The 18,028-nt window shown below is 36.5% G+C and carries 14 protein-coding genes and 2 pseudogenes; 2 read left to right on the plus strand and 14 right to left on the minus strand.

Annotated elements, in window-relative coordinates:
- Window positions 1–44: 44 nt before the first annotated feature.
- The 4 genes from EGX95_RS18395 to EGX95_RS18410 all read right to left on the minus strand — a co-directional run bounded on the left by EGX95_RS18395 (window position 45) and on the right by EGX95_RS18410 (window position 2,582).
- Window positions 45–617, minus strand: coding sequence for a histidine phosphatase family protein (locus tag EGX95_RS18395; RefSeq protein ID WP_001998138.1), 573 nt, complete (start codon window positions 615–617; stop codon window positions 45–47).
- Between the two features lie 82 nt (window positions 618–699).
- Window positions 700–945: a YlbE-like family protein gene (locus tag EGX95_RS18400; RefSeq protein ID WP_001200990.1), complete on the minus strand. Its 246-nt coding sequence runs from the start codon at window positions 943–945 to the stop codon at window positions 700–702.
- Window positions 946–956: 11 nt separating this feature from the next.
- Window positions 957–1,406, minus strand: coding sequence for a YlbD family protein (locus tag EGX95_RS18405; RefSeq protein WP_001143326.1), 450 nt, complete (start codon window positions 1,404–1,406; stop codon window positions 957–959).
- 141 nt (window positions 1,407–1,547) lie between these two features.
- Window positions 1,548–2,582 carry a CAP domain-containing protein gene (locus tag EGX95_RS18410; protein WP_000735391.1) on the minus strand — a complete coding sequence of 345 codons (1,035 nt, stop codon included), beginning with the start codon at window positions 2,580–2,582 and terminating at the stop codon, window positions 1,548–1,550.
- 207 nt (window positions 2,583–2,789) lie between these two features.
- On the opposite strand from EGX95_RS18410, the gene EGX95_RS18415 reads away from it, so the two are divergent.
- Window positions 2,790–3,155, plus strand: a complete 366-nt coding sequence (locus tag EGX95_RS18415) for a YugN family protein (protein WP_001160940.1) — start codon at window positions 2,790–2,792, stop codon at window positions 3,153–3,155.
- A 46-nt stretch (window positions 3,156–3,201) separates the two neighbouring features.
- Here the strand turns inward: EGX95_RS18415 and EGX95_RS18420 are convergent.
- The 9 genes and pseudogenes from EGX95_RS18420 to ctaB all read right to left on the minus strand — a co-directional run.
- Window positions 3,202–3,825, minus strand: a pseudogene (locus EGX95_RS18420) (formamidase); the annotation flags it as partial.
- A gap of 116 nt (window positions 3,826–3,941) precedes the next feature.
- Entirely contained in the window at window positions 3,942–5,774 is a 1,833-nt protein-coding gene (ltrA, locus tag EGX95_RS18425) for a group II intron reverse transcriptase/maturase (protein ID WP_000914978.1), read from the minus strand.
- Window positions 5,775–6,507: 733 nt separating this feature from the next.
- Window positions 6,508–6,879: pseudogene (locus EGX95_RS18430) on the minus strand (nitrilase-related carbon-nitrogen hydrolase); the annotation flags it as partial.
- Window positions 6,880–7,106: 227 nt separating this feature from the next.
- Entirely contained in the window at window positions 7,107–8,012 is a 906-nt protein-coding gene (gene ctaG, locus EGX95_RS18435) for a cytochrome c oxidase assembly factor CtaG (protein ID WP_000069012.1), read from the minus strand.
- Window positions 8,013–8,097: 85 nt separating this feature from the next.
- Window positions 8,098–8,430, minus strand: a complete 333-nt coding sequence (ctaF, locus tag EGX95_RS18440; protein ID WP_000985699.1) for a cytochrome c oxidase subunit IVB — start codon at window positions 8,428–8,430, stop codon at window positions 8,098–8,100.
- 3 nt (window positions 8,431–8,433) lie between these two features.
- On the minus strand, window positions 8,434–9,057 hold the full coding sequence (gene ctaE / locus EGX95_RS18445; RefSeq protein WP_000557861.1) for a cytochrome c oxidase subunit III: 624 nt from the start codon (window positions 9,055–9,057) through the stop codon (window positions 8,434–8,436).
- Entirely contained in the window at window positions 9,057–10,892 is a 1,836-nt protein-coding gene (ctaD, locus tag EGX95_RS18450; RefSeq protein ID WP_011040617.1) for a cytochrome c oxidase subunit I, read from the minus strand. The genes ctaE and ctaD overlap by 1 nt, the downstream gene beginning before the upstream one ends.
- A 60-nt stretch (window positions 10,893–10,952) precedes the next feature.
- A complete protein-coding gene (gene coxB, locus EGX95_RS18455) occupies window positions 10,953–12,002 on the minus strand; it encodes a cytochrome c oxidase subunit II (RefSeq protein WP_000745271.1) in 1,050 nt (349 codons plus the stop codon).
- A 93-nt stretch (window positions 12,003–12,095) separates the two neighbouring features.
- On the minus strand, window positions 12,096–13,019 hold the full coding sequence (gene ctaB / locus EGX95_RS18460) for a protoheme IX farnesyltransferase (RefSeq protein ID WP_001015058.1): 924 nt from the start codon (window positions 13,017–13,019) through the stop codon (window positions 12,096–12,098).
- A 498-nt stretch (window positions 13,020–13,517) separates the two neighbouring features.
- Here ctaB and ctaA point away from each other — a divergent pair, with 498 nt between their 5' ends.
- Window positions 13,518–14,453 (plus strand): heme A synthase, encoded by a 936-nt coding sequence (ctaA, locus tag EGX95_RS18465; RefSeq protein WP_001188736.1) that lies wholly within the window; start codon window positions 13,518–13,520, stop codon window positions 14,451–14,453.
- Between the two features lie 78 nt (window positions 14,454–14,531).
- Here the strand turns inward: ctaA and pyc are convergent, their stop codons facing one another.
- The gene (pyc, locus tag EGX95_RS18470; protein ID WP_000164063.1) at window positions 14,532–17,978 is read right to left on the minus strand and encodes a pyruvate carboxylase; all 3,447 of its coding nucleotides are present in this window, start codon (window positions 17,976–17,978) and stop codon (window positions 14,532–14,534) included.
- Window positions 17,979–18,028 lie beyond the last annotated feature (50 nt).

Below are 18,028 nucleotides of genomic sequence, written 5' to 3' on the forward strand. Positions count from 1 at the left end.
GAAAGATATCATTCTAACTATTTTTTAATAAATTCAGTACACATTTATACATTAATATGTTCCGCGATGTTGTATTTAACAACATCCCACTTCCCACTATTTTCATTCACATAACTAATACATGCGTTTTTTAACGGTGTCTTAAACGAAATATCTTCCGGAGCAATTGCATGTAAAATTGCTTTTATCGCATGAGAATGGGCTACAATAATAATACGTTTGCCAGAATGAGTTTCTGCAACATCTTTTACCGCAGCAAAACAACGAGCTACAATTTCTTCATCTTGCTCCATACCTTCTACTTTACCTTCTGCAATTAATTCCCTAACAGTCGCAACTGGCTTCCCAGAAGCTTCACCAAAATTACGTTCAACAAATCGCTCATCTAATAAAATTGATTGTAATCCAGTTGCCTCTGCAATTTCCTTAGCTGTTTCTTGCGCTCTAATTAATGGGCTACTTATAATTATATCCCATGCCTCCGCTTGCAAAGCAGCTGCACTTTGACTCGCTTGCTTCTTCCCCACTTCATTAAGCGGAATATCTTCACGTCCCTGAATAATCTCTTGAAAATTCCAATCAGTTTGTCCATGTCGTACTAAACAAATTTCCGTCATGCTCATGCTGCAACTCCTTTTTAAATAATCCGCTTCTATTGTATCAAAAGTTCTGCATGACGGACATAGTTTTCCCTTCCAATTATGTTGCATTTTGCTGCTTCATATACTGAAACATATCAATCATAATGGAAGCAACTGCCAATTGATTTTGAAATTTCTCAACTTTATCTGGTATCGTTTTTTTGAAATGTTGCATAGCTGCTAACTCAAATGCCTCTTTTTCTTCAGGGTTTCGCGTTAGTTTTCTATACCAGTAAGGTTGCTCCCTAATATAGCGAGATAAATCCTCATCAGCCTTTATAAACTCCATAATTTCTGCTCTCATCCGCTTTCCTCCTAATCCTTCTGAAAGAAAAATGGATTATTTTCGGAAGTACTCTCTTCTTGCTGCGTGCGTTTTCCTTGAAATTGTTGAAAAACTTGTTGCACACTCCCAATAGCACTCGTCACATTGGCTAAATGATGTTGCATTTGTTCCACGTCTAACTTTTTAAAGAAAGAAAGCATTTGTCCCATCACATCAGCAGTTTTTTCCTCTTCAGTTCGAGTATCCTTTTCTTTTCCATTTTCTTTTTTCTTTTCTTTTACCGAAGAAAAAGCAGGCGCTCCATCCGGTCTAAAAGTTGCCCATATTGGATCTTCTTCACCAAGTAAGTACCATTCCTCATAAAACTGTTGCCAAGTTTTATGACCACTTCGAACTTCATGAAGCATTTTAGGGTGATGGTTTACAAACTCTTTAAACTGTTGAACCGATGGATGTAACGGTCCTTTTGTTGTCGGCATAATCCTCACCTCTTCATGTATATCTACTATATAATAAGAAAAAAAAGGCGCATGGTTCGCCTATTTTTAGACGATTCATGCACCTTTTTATCCTACTATTTGCATAGGGGAAGATTCCCATCCACAATTTACAGTTTCATTTTATTTCCGAATAAAGTTTTGTGTATAAAACTTATCGTATACGCCAACACCTAATCCTGTAAATTGTTCATTCAATAAATTTTTTCGATGTCCCTCACTATTTAACCAACCTTGCAATGCCGCAACCCCATCACTATGTTGCGCCGCTATGTTCTCACCAGCAAGTTGAAACCCTACTTTCCCGCGCTGTAAACGATCTCCTAACGTACCTAATGTAGGTGAATCGTGTGAAAAGTAATTATTATCCTTCATATCTTTACTATGACCGATTGCCACCTCTGCCGTTTGTTGGTCCCACGCTAATAACGGTAAATTATGACGACTTCGAATAATATTTGTTAAATCAAAAATTTGTTGCATATTCCCATTCTCTATTTGTTTCATTTTATCTGGAGTTAATGGTTGTTCTGCTAATAATTCACCCGAATAAACGAGCTGATACGGTCTTTGACGCAATAACGTTTCGTCATCCATATAACGAACACCGACAAGCTCATGCGTAAAATGATCAAAATATAATTGTGCCCAACCATCTTCTACTGGTACTAATGGTTGTTCCATCACTTCGGTATCAGATAACTCAAATTGATAACTATTCTTTCCTCTTTTTAACGAAATCTCATGAGAAAGTGGATTCTTTTTATACACATCTTCATACTTTTCATTTATATAATAAGGTGGCACCTTAACTTGCTCACCAGCGACATACGCCGTTACAATTTTACGTTCAGCAACCCCAAATTGAACATACTGAGCTAAATCTTGATTGTATACCCACCATTCATATCCGTAAGCAGATGGTTCTATTCGAGAAGGTTCGCCCCATTTTGCTAATAAATTTTCAGAGTCCCCACCAATCATATTTAAAACCGTATCAGAAGAGTCTTCATTTACTTGTTTTTTCTTTTTCACAATTTTATTTTCTTGCTTTGATTGAGATGGGGTTAATATATATTGTGAAACGAGTAATTTCCCGTATAAATCAACAGCTAAAATTAAAATTGTAATCATTACGATACGCAATAATTTCTTCAATCGATATACCTCCTGCAAAAAACATAAAATTGAGATATACACAAATCCTTTTCTTTCCTTTTTTTGTGTGTACCGTACTCTTTTCACTATATCATATTTTCGCAAAAAAAGTCTGGATTATCCCTTTTCTCTCAATATGAATTGCACTTTCTTATTATTCATACTATTATAAAAATAATGGTGTAACATTAAAAAAGGAGGTATTTTATGCAATTTACAAATACGAAATTTAATGGGGCAGTCGTTGATTTAACACTATTAACAGAGATTATGGAAAAGAACCATTTTGTACTTGCTGGACAGTGGGATTATGAACGAGTTACATACGATTATAAATTCGAAATATTAAACGATGTTTATTATTTACGTGTACAAGGTTTAGCTGTTGAAGGTGACATTGGCAGCAGACACGCTGAAATAAAGCTACTCCCTCCCTTATTAGGTAAACATTATTATCCTCACGGCGTTGAATATGGTGATGGTGAAACTTTCCCAACGAATGTCATTCAAAAAAGCGAACAACTCCTACAAAATATCGAAAAAGAGTTAAAAGAATTCCAAATCATTGAGTAAATAGAACAAGCGCATCAATATGATGCGCTTGTTCTATTTATCTTACTTAAGAATGAATCGTCTTTTTGACTGGATATCCATAAATAGTTCCATCCTTTACTTTAATCTCATCTTCCCAAGGAACCTTATATTTACCTTCAGCTAAATCTTTTACAAACGTATATGGGTTTTCTTTCACCCCACCAGGAGTCGCTACATATCCCCTTGAACCTAGATTATATATATTATTTTCGAGACCCCATCCTAATCTAGCTTGATCTGCTAGCTCTGGATATACTTCAGCAGTAACAATCTCCCAAGGATTTCGGTGTCCCTGCACTAAAGTAGTCCCATCAAAATTACATACTTGTCCTTCACCAAAATAATAAAATACACCATCATAACCGGCTAAGTTCACCGACAATGTATACATTAAATTTTGCCATGCATTCGAACGATTAGTTAACATCCATTGTTCACTAACTTGTGTGCTATATCCAGAAATACGAATCAAGACATTTGCACCTTTATAAGCTGCTTCACGAGCTACTTCAGGAAACATACCATCATGACAAATACAAACAGCTAATTTACTTCCTCCTGGTCCATCACAAACAGGTAAACCTAAATCTCCAGCCTTCCAAGGTTCAACTGGCACCCAAGGATTTAGCTTACGATACTTCAAAATCATTTATGATGATAGGTAAGGCTTTGATGTAATCTCCACCTTTTCCCCCACCTCACACCGTACGTGCTAGTTTCCTAGCATACGGCGTTCCATCGTTTCCAACTGACTTTAAAATCAAATTATGTTACTATCGGTTCATTTCCAGCTTTAGTTCTTAGCACATTCAGTTTATCCATTTGTTTCTTGTTAAGTTTAAAAGACCGAAGGTAATGTGTAATCTTATTAAGATTCGTCATGTGAATCAGTTTGTGTATAAACCAATCTACAATTACCAAGTTGTTGTACTTGTCATCCCCACCTTGTTTAATGGGAACAATGTGATGACAATGAACACGTTCAATACCAATTTCCTCACCAGTTACATAACACTTACCATATTGAGCAACGTATTTTGATATCCTATTATCGTTGTACTCAATACTTTTATTCTTCGAATAAGTCCTCATAACTTGGTTGAGAACATCCTTAGGTATTGCCTTAAGATTACTATGTACTTTATTACGCCCCGTTTCCGTATAGTTACAGATAACCTGCGAAAAATTCCACGGGTTTTTATGATGTATTCCTGTAACTGGTAAGAGTGGAGTGTTCTGTACAACGTAAATCTTAGTGTTAGGTTGTATTCCTTTGGTCTTCCTTTTAAAATTCACAGATGTTTCACAGAACTTCATGTGCTTCATATTGTTTCTAAGTCTGGTTCTTATGACTCTTCGCAGAGAGTAATTTACCTCCGTTAAATCCATGTAAATTGTAACCGCATATTTAAAGTAATTTTGTATACCAAGAAGGGTTGAATTAAATTGAGTAACTTTCTCTGAAGTGGGCTCCTTTTGAATTCCTTTGATTCGTTCTTTTAGTTGTCTTTTAGCTTTTGTAATAGCTTTGTCGGACATACTGGTTTTTGCAATATATCCAAATTTAGCTTTACCTTGTTTAACCACTTTGATTTTGAATCCAAGGAAAACTGACGAGTTTTTCTTGAGATTAACCACTTTGGACTTTTTGGGGTTAATTTCTAATCCCAAGCGGGATTTGAGAAAATCAACTGTCGCATGATAAAAGCGTTGTGCTTCATCATAAGTCCGACACATTATTTTGAAGTCATCCGCGTATCTCACTACATAACCACATTTTAGATTCGTGTACTTCCTAGCATATTGTCGAAACCCTAAATGCCGAGTAGAGATTCTGTGAGGTTTGTAGGTTTCCCATTGGCTACTTATCCACCAATCAAGTTCATTTAGAACAATGTTGGAAAGTAAAGGAGAAATAATTCCTCCTTGCGGAGTACCCTTATTGGGAATACCCTCTCCTTCTATCTCAGATTTAAGGATTTTTGAAATAACACATAGAAGTGATTTGTCTCTTATTCCCAGAGTCCACATTTGCCTTAATAGCTTTTTGTGGCATACATTATCAAAGAACCCCTTAATGTCAATATCAACACAGTAGTGTTGGTGACCTATGTTAATAAGACTTACAACTCTACTTAGTGCATGGTGTGTACTTCTGTTCGGTCTAAATCCATAACTATGGTTATGAAACTTAGCTTCACAAATAGGTTCCAATACTTGGAGGATAGATTGTTGTACTAATCTGTCCCAAATTGTTGGAATCCCCAGGGGTCGCTTCTTATCACTGCCCTCTTTTGGGATAAGGACTCTTTTAACTGCTTGTGGTTGATAGTTATTTAATCGTTTCCTAACTTCATGAATAATCTTTGTATCGTTTAGGTGCCAAATATCTTTAATGGTTAAATTGTCAACTCCAGCCGTGTTACTCCCCTTATTAGTTTTGATGTTGCGGTATGCTAATCTAATATTTTCTTCCGAACCGATAATATCAATTAATTTATAGAAATTGTTACCATTAAGGCTATTAGAATATAACTCATCATACTTTCTTTGCATGTCGTAATATTCACTGTGCCTTAGTTTAGTTTTCTTTAACATGGGCTGTAACCTCCCCTTATTTACTGGAGGTTTACATCTCTTTAGTCTTACTCGAAACCATGTCAACCATAAGTAACAGTCAGTTTTCAATCGACTAGTGGCTATCCCTCCACGTTCATTACACGTTTCATAGGTACTGTGCCACCACTTTCACTGTCATAAACCTAGGTTATACAATTTACAATTGTTTTCCCTAGAACCACTTCATCGGAAGCAAGCCCTCAGTGTTGACAGCTTACCACGTTCCGTCATTCCTATCTGTGCATATACCGTTAGGTTTCTCCTATGAGCCTGCTACCTTGATATTGCCTGTAACAATATATGGACTTTCATAAAGGCGAGTTTTACTCATCCACAGTAGCGACACTAATTGTGTCAGTAAGCCTTTCGACTTACTTCCGATATAGACCCGTACCATCAGAGATTCGTCCGCACATACCATACTCTATTGGTTCATAGTGCATACTAACCATAGGTAATTTATAGACTTCCGGTTTATAGGTTACACCACCCACCTCTGAGTGACTTTCGTATCCTATAGGATTACGGTAACTCTCAACCGACTTCACCGAGCTTCATACAGTTCAGTTCTTGCTAACTTCACTGCATGTCGGAGTATTAAAGGAAGCCCTTCAAGGCGTTACCCTATCATTTGACTTCTTGGAATGACAGTTCACTGTTGAACTGTAAGTTCGACAATGCCTAAGCTTTTCACTTAGGAACGTGTCGCACCACCTTGTGGATCAATAATTATTGCTGTATTATACGGTTCTCCACCATCAGGATTTCTTTCCATTAGAGAAAAAACACCATATACTTCAGACTCTTTACATGCCTCAGCAAACAAGTCTGTTTCTGGCCCAGGGACTGTACATAAAAACTCTTCTGTAGTCCATTTTTTTGTATTAAGCCCTTGCGTACTATATTCTGGAAATACTATCAATTCCAATCCAGGATACCCTGCTTTAGTTGAATGAATTGTTTTTATGATCTGTTTAATTTGTTTATCAATGTCTGCACGTGACTCTACTACCGGTACTGGATATTGTATTAATGCTGCTAAAAAACCACTAATTGGCTTTACCATACTTCCACTACTACCCATTTAAATTCCCCCTTAAAATAGTCCTTGTTTTATTAAAGATAACAATATAAATTTGTAACTCTCAAAAAAACTTGTACTACACATGGAATTATTATGCATTAAAGCTAGTAGTAAATCTTATATCCACTTTAGTACATGCCTACACTAACTTAACATAAATAATTAGAAAATTCAATCTATTGAAGTTTAGTAAAACTAAAAAAGTGTATGGAAACCCATACACTTTTTTACTTCGTTTGTAAATACGGCGGCAATTGTTGTAACTGCTCTTTATCCTTTTCACGCTCTCGACGCGCCCATCGAAAGAACACATAACCAATAATTGTACCGTACACTATTTCCTGGACAATTTTCATAATGATGCCGCCTGTTTGTTGGTCTTGTACGATCGGCATCCAGTGTAAAAATTCTGGTCCAGTTATATTTAAATCAGATAAAGTTCCCGCCGGTACACATAGTTCCATCGCCTTCATCCAAGCAGCCGGATCCGTATATGTTGCAAACAACGGCGCCGTTGCAAAAATAATTAACGCGCAAGCTGGCGTTAATAATATACCGTTAGCAAACATATAACCAAGTTTCTTTATATCACTTAACGTTTGATATTCTGGTAATGGATTTAGCATCGGCCACCACATCATGATTGCCGTAAAGAACAATATAGCGAGACAGATAGGATGAGCAATTTGACTTTGTTTTACTGCATCAAAAACAACTGGTAAATGATAAAAAGAAAACAGGCCATTAAATACAAACAATGCAATAAGTGGCTTAGCAAATATCTTTAATATAATTTGAACGAACTTAAAAGAAGTAATATAACGATATAACCAAACTGGTATACCAAGCAACAACAAAGGCGGAACGGCAATATACATAACTGCCATTTCAAACATATGTGCACTAAATATAATATGACCAATTAAATCAATAGGCCCTCCCTTTACAAAATACAAAAGAACAATTCCAGTCGTAAAATAAAAAACTTGCTTCTTACTTACCTTTGTCGCATGTTCAAATCGCATTCTATACGGCCCAATAATTAAAAAATATCCAATGAGGATCGAAAGCATAAATAATAAAAAGATTGGACTCCATAGCGCTTGAAAACCAAATATCCACAAGTTACTCATTTTCACACCTACCTTCTTAAGGTTATCCGTTCACATAACATGAAGAGGGAGCTGTGTCAACACAAGCTCCCTTATTCTTCACTTTTCAAATCCACACAATTGTCATAAAAGCTAAAATTGTAATTAATCCGATCAACAGACCAGAATAAAGAAAGAAACTTGCCGCTTCATGTCCTTTATGACTCATATGCATAAAATAATACAATTGAAAAATTACTTGTACCACCGCTAATAGTAAAATAAATGGTACTGAAAAAGTCGGACTAAAAGTTTTCGGATATGCTACCGCTGCAAATGCAACTAATGTTAAAAAAATCATTAATGCAAATGTAATAACTTGATGCTTCATTTCCTCCGCACTTTTTCTTTTCCGATAAACAAGATCAACTTTAGGATTATTCGTTTGCTTTATCGCCATTGTTTATCCCACCATTCCCATTAAATATACTACAGTGAAAATAAACACCCAAACTACGTCAATAAAGTGCCAATAAATCGATGCAACATAAAACTTCGGTGCATTGTATAAATTTAGACCTCTCTTCGCATTCCTAAAGATTAATGTTAAAATCCAACACAATCCAAACAATACGTGGAGTCCATGTGTACCAACAAGAGCATAAAACGCGGAACCAAATGCGCTACTTCTCATAGTATGCTTAAATTCATGCGTATAATGATAAAACTCATATATCTCAAATCCTAAAAACCCTAAACCTAGCAACACTGTTACTAGTAGCCAAAGTTGCATTTTCTTAAAATTAAAGTTTTTCATATGATACATCGCATATACGCTCGTTAAGCTACTCGTTAATAAAAGCATCGTCATAATGAAAACGAGTGGCATTTGGAACATCTCTTGAGATGTTGGTCCGCCATTTGTAGAATTCTTTAACGCTAAATATGTGCCAAATAAGGAAGCGAACAATACTGTTTCGCCTCCAAGAAATAACCAAAAACCGACAAACTTATTTTTCCCCTCAAGGGTTGCTTTTTCAGGCTCTGCTGGAAATGTTTCATTCGTTAATTTTTCATCTACATGCATTACGCCTTGCCCCCCTTATCTTCCAAATCTTCTTTATGAATATGATATCCATGATCATCAATTACTGAACGTAGGAACATTGTACCAAACGTAATAATTAAACCGATAATTGCTACTAATAACCAAAACTTATCTTTTCCACCCTGCATATACATTGCACCGAATGCCGCTATAAACAATCCTAAAGAAATGATAAATGGTGAAAATGATGGATTTGGCATATGAATATCACCCACTGGTTCCGCCGCTGTCATCTCTTTATTCCCTTCACGTTTTTCAATCCAAAACGGATCTAACCCGCGAACAAATGGTAATTGTTTAAAGTTATATTCTGGTGTAGGTGCTGGCATTGTCCATTCTAATGTACGTCCATCCCACGGATCACGACCAGCCTTTTCTTTTGATACTGTTGTTTTAATTACATTGAATAGAAGAACAATCGTTCCAAGAGCCATAAATACCGCTCCAATAGAACTAATCATATTGCCCATTTCCAACCCTTGACCTTCAAGATATGTGTAGTAACGACGTGGCATACCAATTAAGCCAAGGAAATGCTGAATAAAGAACGTTAAATGGAAACCGATAAAGAATAACCAAAATGTTATCTTTCCTAACGTTTCATTCAATACTTTATTAAACATCAGCGGCCAATAATAATGGGCTCCTGCAAGTAAACCAAATACAACACCACCGACAATTACATAATGAAAGTGAGCTACTACGAAATAGTTATCATGAAATTGATAATCAGCTGGTGCAGATGCTAGCATAACACCTGTAACTCCTCCCATTACGAATGATGGAATGAAGGCTACTGCCCACATCATCGGTGTCGTAAAACGAATACTTCCGCCCCACATTGTAAAGAGCCAGTTGAATATTTTAATACCGGTCGGAACGGCAATCGCCATTGTTGCAACTGAGAAAATAGCATTTGCAACTGGACCAAGCCCAACAGTAAACATATGATGCGCCCATACCATAAACCCTAAAAATCCAATTAATACTGTCGCAAACACCATCGACGAATAACCAAATAATCGTTTTTTCGAAAACGTCGCGAAGATTTCTGAGAATATTCCGAAAGCTGGGAGTATAAGAATGTATACTTCTGGATGACCGAAAATCCAGAATAAGTGCTCCCATATAATTGTATTCCCGCCCAGTGCTGGATTAAAGAAACTTGTTCCAAATAAGCGGTCTAACATTAAAAGTCCTAATCCTACAGTTAACGGTGGAAAAGCAAATAATATTAATGAAGATGTTACAAATGTCGTCCACGTAAACATCGGCATACGCATATACGTCATCCCTGGCGCACGCATATTAATAATGGTTACAAGGAAATTAATACCTCCAATTAATGTACCTATACCGGAGATTTGCAAGCCAAGCACATAAAAATCAACACCATGGCCTTTAGAGGCTAAAGCTAAAGATGCATAAGATGTCCATCCTGCATCAGGCGCTCCACCTAAAAACCAACTTAAATTTAAAAATACTCCACCAAAGAAAAATAACCAAAATCCGAGTGAATTCAAAAACGGGAACGCTACATCACGTGCACCAATTTGAAGTGGTACAGCGGCGTTCATAAATGCAAACACGAGTGGCATAGCTGCGAGGAAAATCATTGTTGTACCGTGCATAGTTAATACTTGATTATAAGCATCCCCAACAAGAAAAGCGTTGTTAGGAATCGCTAATTGAAGGCGAATAAATAGAGCTTCTATTCCGCCTATTATAAAAAACAATCCACCTGCAATTAAATAGAGAATGGCAATCTTTTTATGGTCTACTGTCGTTAAATAATCCCATATGACAGCACCCATCCCCTGTTTTTTTGCTACAGAACTCACGTTTTCAACCTCCCCTTCGCGAATAATCCCTCTTTACTTTTCAACTTTTAACGTTTGTAAGTATGCATTTAATGCATCAATTTGATCGTCTGTTAAGTTGCCATATTTACCAGTCATTTTATTTCCTGGTTTCATATTTTCAGGATCTTTCAGCCATTTTTTTAAGTTTTCTTCATTGTTTTCAGCAATGCCGGCAACTGTATCGCGATCCGCAAAGTTTGCTAAGTTTGGTGCGATACGAGCGGAAGGTGGTCTACTATCATTAGATCCAACTGCGTGACAACCAATACAGCTTTTATTAAATATTTCTTGGCCTTCTTGCGCCTTTGTTGAAGCTACTTCTTTCTTCCCATCAATTTTCTTCATATCAGCAAGCCACTTTTTGTACTCGCTTTCATCTAAAGCTTTCACTTTGAATTGCATTAAAGAATGTGATGGGCCGCAAAATTCTGTACAAAAACCATTATAAGTGCCCGATTTATCTGCCTTTAACCACATTTTGTTCACATTATCTGTATTTGTATCCATTTTCCCAGCTAAAGATGGAACCCAAAACGAATGTTTAATATCGGCACCCTTCAAATTCAAATACACTTTCTTACCTGTGGGGATGACTAAATCTTGAGAAGTTACTATCTTTTCTGATTTATAAGAAAATTCCCACCAATAAAGATTCGCTGTTACATCAACAACGATAGTATCTTTATCAATATTCTTTTTCTCCATCGCACTTACATCAGCAAGTTTGAATGTATATGTAACCGTCGGAACAGCTAAGATTAGCAAAAGAATAATCGGAATAACTGTCCATATAATTTCTAGTTTGTGATTCCCTTCAACTTGCTCCGGAATATAATCTTCCTGACCTTTCTTTTGTCGGAAACGCACAATTACATATAAGAAAATAATAGTAACTACTAGTACTACTCCTACCATGATTGCACTTGCTAGTAAGAGCAGATCATATTGCATTTTTGCTACTTCTCCTTGCGGAATTAAAGTAGATTGAAAGGCTTTACCGCATCCCCCTAACAGTAAAGCCAGCAGTGAAACGAACGAAAGCAGTCGCCACTGTTTCTTCATACAAACAACCCCCACTTTCCTTGTGAATTAGATTGTACTTTATAGTTAAGTAAAGTAAATCTCAACGTAAAGAAATCCAATTATGTCGTTGTCTTAGAAGAATGTAACTACAATCATTGATACAAATAAGATTGTTAAATAATTTAGGGAATAAACAAACATTTGCACAGACCATTTGATGTCATCTTTCTTACGGAAGCCATAAAATCCTAAAACGATCCATCCGATGTTAAGCAGTGTTGCAATTACCATAAATGTTATCCCTAGTCCACTCATATAAAATGGTAGTGGTAATAAACATACTGTCCAAATCATAATTTGGCGTTTCGTAATTTCAAATCCATGAACTACAGGAAGCATTGGAATTCCTGCGTTTCGATATTCATCAACACGTTTCATTGCTAATGCAAGGAAATGTGGGATTTGCCAAATAAACATAATTAAAAATAACATCCAAGCAATTGGATGGCCTAAAGATGGATCGATTGCTGCCCATCCAATTAAAGGTGGAACTGCACCAGATATACTACCTACAACAGTATTTAGTGTATACTTTCTCTTTGTCCATAAACTATATAGAACAACATATGTGAAAGCACCAATAAATCCCATTAAGACTGCCATTGGTGTTGTTAATAATAAAAATACAAAACCAAGAAGTAATATAACTAGTCCAAATGTAAGTGCAAATCCTGGTTTATACTTTCCAGTAACCGTTGGACGGGTCTTTGTTCTTTCCATTAATGGATCGATGTCTCGATCAATGTAGTTGTTTAAACAACATACCCCTGCCATAACTAATCCAGAACCAACGATTGTAAAGAATAACTTATCCAGATTGTCCATTACACTTAATCCATTAAAGTGTAATGCCAACCAAAATCCTGTAAATACAGTAAGTGTATTTGAGTTTACAATCCCCATTTTAACGAGCGCTTTTAAATCTTGTAACCGAGTTGTTTCCGGTACGCTTGTAACAGCAGACTCATCATGCAGCTCACTTGTTGCATGGTTCATCACTTTAACCCCCTCTTAAAACTTTCGTCTTTCTTTTTGCGCCTATTTCAAATTGAAATATTTCGCTTCTATATAGCAATATTATTACAGTAGAAACATTGTTAACCCATTCTACTACTAATCTACGCCCATACTCCAATATATTAAATCATATTTCCCGAACATTTTGTGAAGAAAACATGAACTTTTTGTGTCGAACATAAAAAACTTAATTGTTACTTATCCATATCATAACATGATGTTACCTTCTATAATAAACTTTTTTGTCATATTTAACACGTATTCTCCCCATTTCTTTTCAAAATAGCCTATTCTTCACCTAAAAATTTCCTTATAAACCTTATTTCCACACCCGTTTTCTCTTCCCTGTCTTCCCCCTCCATTTCTTTGCTATTTTATTATTTTTTATATATCATAGGAACTAGCGCGTTTTATTCTATACATAATGGAATGAAAATATTTCGCAATAACTTCATAGCAGAAAGATGGTGAAAGAGATTGCAACGCTTTATTAAATGGTTAGCAGTCATTACGAGTCTTGATTTATTAATAGTTTTATTAGGAGGCGCCTTAGTTACAAAAACAGGCTCTGGCCAAGGATGCGGTAAATCATGGCCACTTTGTAACGGTGAATTTGTTCCATCTAATTTATCAATGGAAACTATTATTGAACTAAGTCATCGCCTTACATCAGGATCAGCAGGAATTCTTGTCACTCTCCTTTGTATTTTGTCCTGGAAATATTATAAACATGTGCGCGAAACAAAAACGTTAGCAATTTTATCCTTCGTATTTTTAGTTGCACAAGCATTAATGGGAGCCGCAGCGGTTGTTTGGGGGCAAATGCCAGCTGTACTTGCTATCCATTTCGGTATTTCCTTAATTTCATTTGCTTCTGTCATTTTATTAACGTGTCTTATCTTTGAAATTGACCAAAAATTCGATGCACGTTCACTTATTATGGACAAAAAAATGAAATTTCATATTTATGGTGTAACAATTTACAGTTATATTGTTGTCTACACAGGGGCTTTAGTACGTCACGAACGAGCTAGCTTAGCCTGTCCAGACTTTCCTTTATGCAGCAAAAATAGACCTATGCCAACTCAATTACATGAATGGGTTCAAATGGGACATAGAGTTGCAGCGATGTTAATTTTCGCTTGGATACTATACGCGATGATTCTCGCTATCCGCCATTACAAACAGCAGCCTGTCGTATACTGGGGATGGATCATCTCATTTATCCTTGTTACACTTCAAGCTATCGTAGGAATTTTAGTCGTATTTACAAATGCTAGTTTATCAATGGCATTATTACATTCCCTATTCATTTCTTGCTTGTTTGCTGTACTATGCTATTTAGTTATGTTAGGTACAAGAAGTAAAGTGAATGCAAAAGAAGCTGCATCAATTTCTAAACAAACAAAATAAATGAAAATACCTTGCCCGAATTGGCAAGGTATTTTTTCGTAATAAAAAAGAGCTGTGTTTCCACAACTCTTTTTTATTTTAGTGATCTAATTCAATGAGTAAGTCACCCGTTTGAATTGCATCTCCATCGTTAACATATACTTTTTTCACTTTACCATTAAACGGCGCTTGAACTGTCGTTTCCATTTTCATCGCTTCTGTAATTGCCATAGAATCGCCTTTTTTCACTTCATCGCCTTCTTTTACAACTACTTTAATAACCGTTCCTGGCATTGTTGCGCTAATGTGGTTTGGATTTTCACGGTTTCCTTTCACACGTTGTGCAACTGTCGCTTTCACACTTTCGTCTTTCACAACAATCTCACGTGGTTGACCGTTAAACTCCAAGTAAAGCACACGATTTCCATCCGGCTGAGGCTCTCCAATTGATACTAGTTTAACCATCAGTGTCTTACCTTGTTCAATTTCCACATCGATTTCTTCACCAAGTCTCATACCATAGAAGAATGTCGGTGTATCAAGCACAGATACATTTCCATAAATCTCAGCAACTTTTTCGTAATCCATAAATACTTTTGGATATAATGCATATGCAACTACATCAAACATCGTCACTTCGCGTCCAAGTTTATGGAATAGCTCTTCTTTTAACGCGTCGAAATCTACTGGTTCTAATAATTCACCTGGTCTTACTGTTAATGGTTCTTTCCCTTTTAAAATAATTTCTTGTAACTTTTTCGGGAAACCACCATATGGTTGTCCTAAATCTCCAGAGAACATTTCAACAACAGATCCTGGGAAGTCCATAGAATGTCCACGCTCTAAAACATCTTGTTCTGTTAAGTGATTTTGAACCATGAATAATGCCATATCACCAACAACTTTAGATGATGGTGTTACTTTAACAATATCACCAAACATGTCATTCACACGGCGGTACATTACTTTCACTTCATCGAAACGATCGCCTAAGCCAACCGCTTTCGCTTGTTGTTGTAAATTACTATACTGTCCGCCTGGCATTTCGTGCATATATACCTCTGTATGAGGAGCATTCATACCACTTTCAAACGGTGCGTAGTATTTACGTACATCTTCCCAGTAATGAGATAATTTTTCTAATGAATCTATATTAACATCTGGCTGTCTTTCGTTTCCACCTAACGCATAGTATAGCGTGTTCGCACTTGGTTGTGACGTTTGACCAGCCATAGAACTTACTGCTACATCGACAATGTCAACACCTGCTTCAATTGCCTTCGTATACGTTAATATACCATTTCCACTCGTATCGTGTGTGTGCAGGTGAATCGGAATCGATACCGTCTCTTTTAATGCTGAAACTAAATCATATGCTGCATTTGGTTTTAGTAAGCCCGCCATATCTTTAATACCTAAAATGTGAGCTCCTGATGCTTCTAATTCTTTTGCTAAATTTTTATAGTAATTTAAATCATATTTACTACGCAGTGGATCATGAATATCCCCTGTGTAACACATCGTTGCTTCTGCAATTTTACCAGTATCTCGTACAGCATCAATCGCAACTCTCATACCTTCTACCCAGTTTAAGCTATCAAAAATACGGAACACATCAATTCCAGCTTGGGCAGAACACTCCACAAACTTTTGAATTAAATTATCCGGATAGTTTTTGTAACCAACCGCGTTTGAAGAACGAAGTAACATTTGGAATAAAACATTTGGCATTTTTTCACGAAGATCTAGTAATCGTTCCCACGGATCTTCTTTTAAGAAACGATATGCAACATCAAACGTTGCACCGCCCCACATTTCTGCTGAAAATAAGTTCGGTAACATTCTCGCTGTCGGCTCTGCAATTTGGTGTAAGTCTTTTGTGCGAATACGCGTTGCAAGTAATGACTGATGCGCATCACGGAATGTTGTATCCGTTAAAAGTACACGTTTTTGATCTTGTACCCATTTTACTAATCCGTCTGCTCCACGCTCATCCAAAATTTGTTTCGTTCCATTTTGGATTGGCTCTGAGTGTAATACATTCGGTATACGAGCATCTGGGAAAATTGGTTTCTCTTTTTTCCCTACCCCCGGGAAGCCATTTACTGTTACTGTCCCAATGTAATTTAACATTTTCGTTCCGCGGTCTTTACGTTTCGGGAACAAGAATAGTTCAGGTGACGCATCAATAAATGAAGTGTCATATTCCCCTGATAAGAAGTTTTTATGTTTTACTACATTCTCTAGGAATGGAATATTCGTTTTAATACCACGGATACGGAATTCTTTTAAGTTACGTTCCATTTTTGCAGCAGCTTGTTCAAAAGTAAGCGCCCATGTTGTAACTTTTACGAGTAAAGAATCATAGTACGGTGTAATAACAGCACCTTGGAAACTATTACCTGTATCAAGACGAACCCCAAATCCACCACCTGATCGATATGCCATAATTTTTCCTGTATCCGGCATGAAATTATTTAGTGGATCCTCAGTCGTTACACGAGATTGTATTGCAAATCCATGTACAACAACTTCCTCTTGCTTTGGAACACCTACCATTTTACTATGTAATGCATGTCCATCAGCTATTAAAATTTGTGATTGAACGATATCGACTCCTGTAATCATTTCTGTAATTGTATGTTCTACTTGAACACGCGGATTCACTTCAATGAAATAGAAATTATCATCTTTTACAAGAAATTCAACTGTTCCTGCGTTTAAATAATTTACATTTTTCGTTAACTTTACAGCAGCATCACAAATACGCTGACGCAAATCATCTGAAAGCGACACACTAGGTGCAATTTCTACTACTTTTTGATGACGACGTTGTACAGAACAGTCTCGCTCGTATAAATGAACAACATTGCCCTCTTCATCTGCTAAAATTTGAACTTCTATATGTTTAGGTTTTTCAACGAATTTTTCTACGTATACTTCATCATTACCAAAGGCTGCTTTTGCTTCTGACTTCGCTCGATTATACGATTCTCTTAATTCTTCACTAGTACGTACAATACGCATACCACGACCGCCCCCGCCAAGGGAAGCTTTAATAATAATCGGGTAATCATACTTTTCAGCAAATTTTCCGACTTCTTCTAATGAATCTACTGGCCCATCACTACCAGGAATAACTGGAATTTGTGCTAGCTGCGCTTGTGTTCTTGCTTTTACTTTATCTCCAAACATATCTAAATGCTTACTTTTTGGACCGATAAAGATAATCCCTTCTTCTTCACAACGTTTTGCGAATTGAATATTTTCTGACAAGAAACCATATCCAGGGTGGATTGCATCTACATGATTACTTTTCGCAATCTCAATAATGCCCTCAATATCTAGATAAGCATCAATTGGCTTTTTTCCTTCCCCAACTAAATAGGATTCATCGGCTTTATAACGATGATAAGAACCACTATCCTCTTTAGAATAGATTGCAACTGTTTTTAATCCCAGTTCCGAACAAGCTCGAAACACACGAATTGCAATCTCTCCACGGTTAGCTACCAATACTTTTTGAATACGTTGCAGCTTTGTCATGATTTTCCCCCTCTACTTTCCTACCACTCTAGAGATAAAATATATACACA

This window comes from Bacillus sp. FDAARGOS_527, assembly GCF_003812125.1.
GTDB classification, from domain to species: Bacteria; Bacillota; Bacilli; order Bacillales; family Bacillaceae_G; genus Bacillus_A; species Bacillus_A paranthracis.